This window comes from Vulcanococcus limneticus LL (genome assembly GCF_002252705.1).
Lineage (GTDB): Bacteria > Cyanobacteriota > Cyanobacteriia > PCC-6307 > Cyanobiaceae > Vulcanococcus > Vulcanococcus limneticus.
In genome coordinates this window covers 1-2,333 of the sequence record NZ_NQLA01000110.1, presented here as the reverse complement: position 1 = coordinate 2,333, position 2,333 = coordinate 1, and the positions used below count along the sequence as shown (strand labels likewise).

3 protein-coding genes are annotated in these 2,333 nt (G+C 49.0%); all 3 read right to left on the bottom strand.

The window, feature by feature from the left end; all coding sequences use genetic code 11:
• Nucleotides 1–183 precede the first annotated feature (183 nt).
• Complete coding sequence (locus tag CJZ98_RS18080) at nucleotides 184–1,131, bottom strand: competence protein CoiA family protein (protein ID WP_108723331.1); 948 nt, start codon at nucleotides 1,129–1,131, stop codon at nucleotides 184–186.
• 180 nt (nucleotides 1,132–1,311) lie between these two features.
• The gene (locus CJZ98_RS18625) at nucleotides 1,312–2,007 is read right to left on the bottom strand and encodes a DUF7019 family protein (RefSeq protein WP_157911090.1); all 696 of its coding nucleotides are present in this window, start codon (nucleotides 2,005–2,007) and stop codon (nucleotides 1,312–1,314) included.
• A gap of 139 nt (nucleotides 2,008–2,146) precedes the next feature.
• Nucleotides 2,147–2,333: hypothetical protein (locus CJZ98_RS19230; RefSeq protein WP_232756591.1), on the bottom strand; the 187-nt coding region annotated here is incomplete at its 5' end.

Genomic DNA, 2,333 nt, shown 5'->3' with positions numbered 1-2,333 from the left:
GAGATAAGCTGGCGCGGTGGCTTGCATGGATTGTATCAGTTATTCTTCATTCATGATATAAGAGGCCCATCCAACGCTGCCCCTGAGTGGCAGGCAAGGAGGTTGGGGTGGCGTAGCAGAGGGGCTGGTGGTGGCCTGTCCACTCGAGGGGCCTGTTCGACAGCCCCGTCTAATAATGGCATGTCAATCCTCAGCAATATTATCGTAGTCATCATCTGGTTCATTGCAGCAAATGGGGCAATAGTAACCAGCGTCAAGTTTAATTCTGGGGTACTCGTCTGCTGCGACATAGTCTGTAAACAGATAGTGGTCGCCAATAAATTCTTTGCATCGCTTGCACGTGTTCGCAGCGTATCTGTGTCCAGCTGTCTTGCTGTATCTTGTCGTAATATTGGCTCCGTGTCGATTTGCAAGAGCTATGTGATCAAGGTTGAATTCGCATTCATACCCCGCGTCTCCGCTTAACGCGCCGACCTTCATCGGCGAGTTGCATTTCCAGCACTTGCCATCGATGATGAGCAAGTTGAGGCGTGGCATGTGTTCATTGCACTTAGGGCATTTTGGATTTAGACACACATCCACAATGTCAGGCTTAAGAACCTCTTCTTCGACTCGGCTAAGCTCTGTATCCGACTTGAGCTTAAAGACTAGCAACGGAATGCCATTTGCCTTGTAGAACTCGATGGCTGATTGATCGGGTGAATGCGATACTACAATTTCAATAGCTGCAACAACATTCCCTTCCTTGCTTAGCAGCCCAATATCCGGCCTGCATGCCCCGAGGTTGTACTCTTCCTCAGCATGGGTAGTTCTCTTGAGCAGGTTCCCAAAATGGCTGCCACAGCATGCCTCGCATTTCCATTGTATCGATATTCGCTCCCCAGCCTGAAGTGCCTTAGAGATTCTTTCGTGCAAGAGCTTCTTGAAACCAAAGTGTAGAACTGTCTCTGGGCTGCAATTCTGGCTAAGATTCTTGTGAGCAAAGTGAGGACGGACCTTTTCCCCCATTCGATGTACCATCTCTTTCTGGCACGATGGGCAGTAATAAGCACCACCCCGTTGAGCCGCATCGGCTTTGACGAGTTCCCCTTTTTCATTATTTGCAAATGAGTAGAGAATCTCTTTGCCCATCCTGTCAGCGCCTCCTGCCGCTCAATTCAGCAGTAACTTATCAGTGTTGAAGTCTGTTTGCTAGTCTGTCGAACGCTGCCCCTGAGTGGCAGGCAGGGAGTTTGGGATGGCGGAGCATAGAGGTAATGGATGCCTGTCCACTCAAGGGGCTGGTTGGACATCGGCACTTTCAGCAAAGAATCATACCTGGGAGACAAACAGAGGTGACCCTACAACCAGTAAGTCAACGCCTGTTATTCCCGCCCTTTCTAATTGCCAGACTCTAGGCGTACACATCGCGCTAAAGACAGCGACTCCTCTGTAACGTGGTCCTTGCAGACCTCTTCTTCTGTCAGCAAATATTGTAGCCCATGCATAACTAAGAGAATTAGCAGCATCGTCAAGACTATCGCCCTTATTAAACTTATCAGCAGCATCAAGGAAAGAGCCTACCGGATCTAGAGAAGGGGAGAGGTGACTGGATTTCGCCACTTGATTACCTGCCGCATTTGACGGTGATCCCGCAAGCAACAATGCAGTATGGCCTTGTTTTGCCGCCAACCAATAGCACATATCTATGCATACACTGCCTGTCCCGCTGAACTCAAAGAAGACAGGAGGTGGCTGGCCCAGCGAAATTTCTCCAAGGGGGACAATAGAGGATTTCTTATCAAGAGAGTCTAGAACTTCTTTTAGTCTAGATATTTGACTGGGCTTTTCCTTAAGGTCAGCCTTTGCGCTGACGATCTTAAGATCTACGCCGAGCGCCACTGAAACGTCGAATCTTGCGTTCTTGACTTGCGCATGCAGTTGAGTTACTTTTTCTTCGGAAATGTATGAATAAAGGTCATGCATAGGTGTGCTGCCGCTCCAATGCGTTTCTTGGTGGTCGGCCATCATAGCTATGCCCTCCCGTATGTCCAACGCTCAAGATCAGCGGCGGGTAAAAGCCCAATGCATTCACGAGGCAATGTTGGCCCCGGCCGCTGGATCTTGATGTTAGGCGTTTATGCAATTGCAAAGAGTGGCGCAAAGATCATATCCAGCGTTGCAAAGCTTCCAGAGTATCCGAGGGATTTGTGTTGAAACAAATCTTGGAATTAGGAGCTTGCTCATGAATGACGTTAGGGCACCTCGAATAATCAGCAAATCGCAGAGGTTCTGAAGACATGAAGAAGCCGCCAAAGAGGCGGCAGAGAAGGAGAATGCTATATCGAACATTG

Bases quoted from the DNA above. Each gene is read 5' to 3' on its own strand.
- CJZ98_RS18080 (WP_108723331.1), bottom strand. From the start codon at position 1,131: ATGGGCAAAGAGATTCTCTACTCATTTGCAAATAATGAAAAAGGGGAA.
- CJZ98_RS18625 (WP_157911090.1), bottom strand. From the start codon at position 2,007: ATGGCCGACCACCAAGAAACGCATTGGAGCGGCAGCACACCTATGCAT.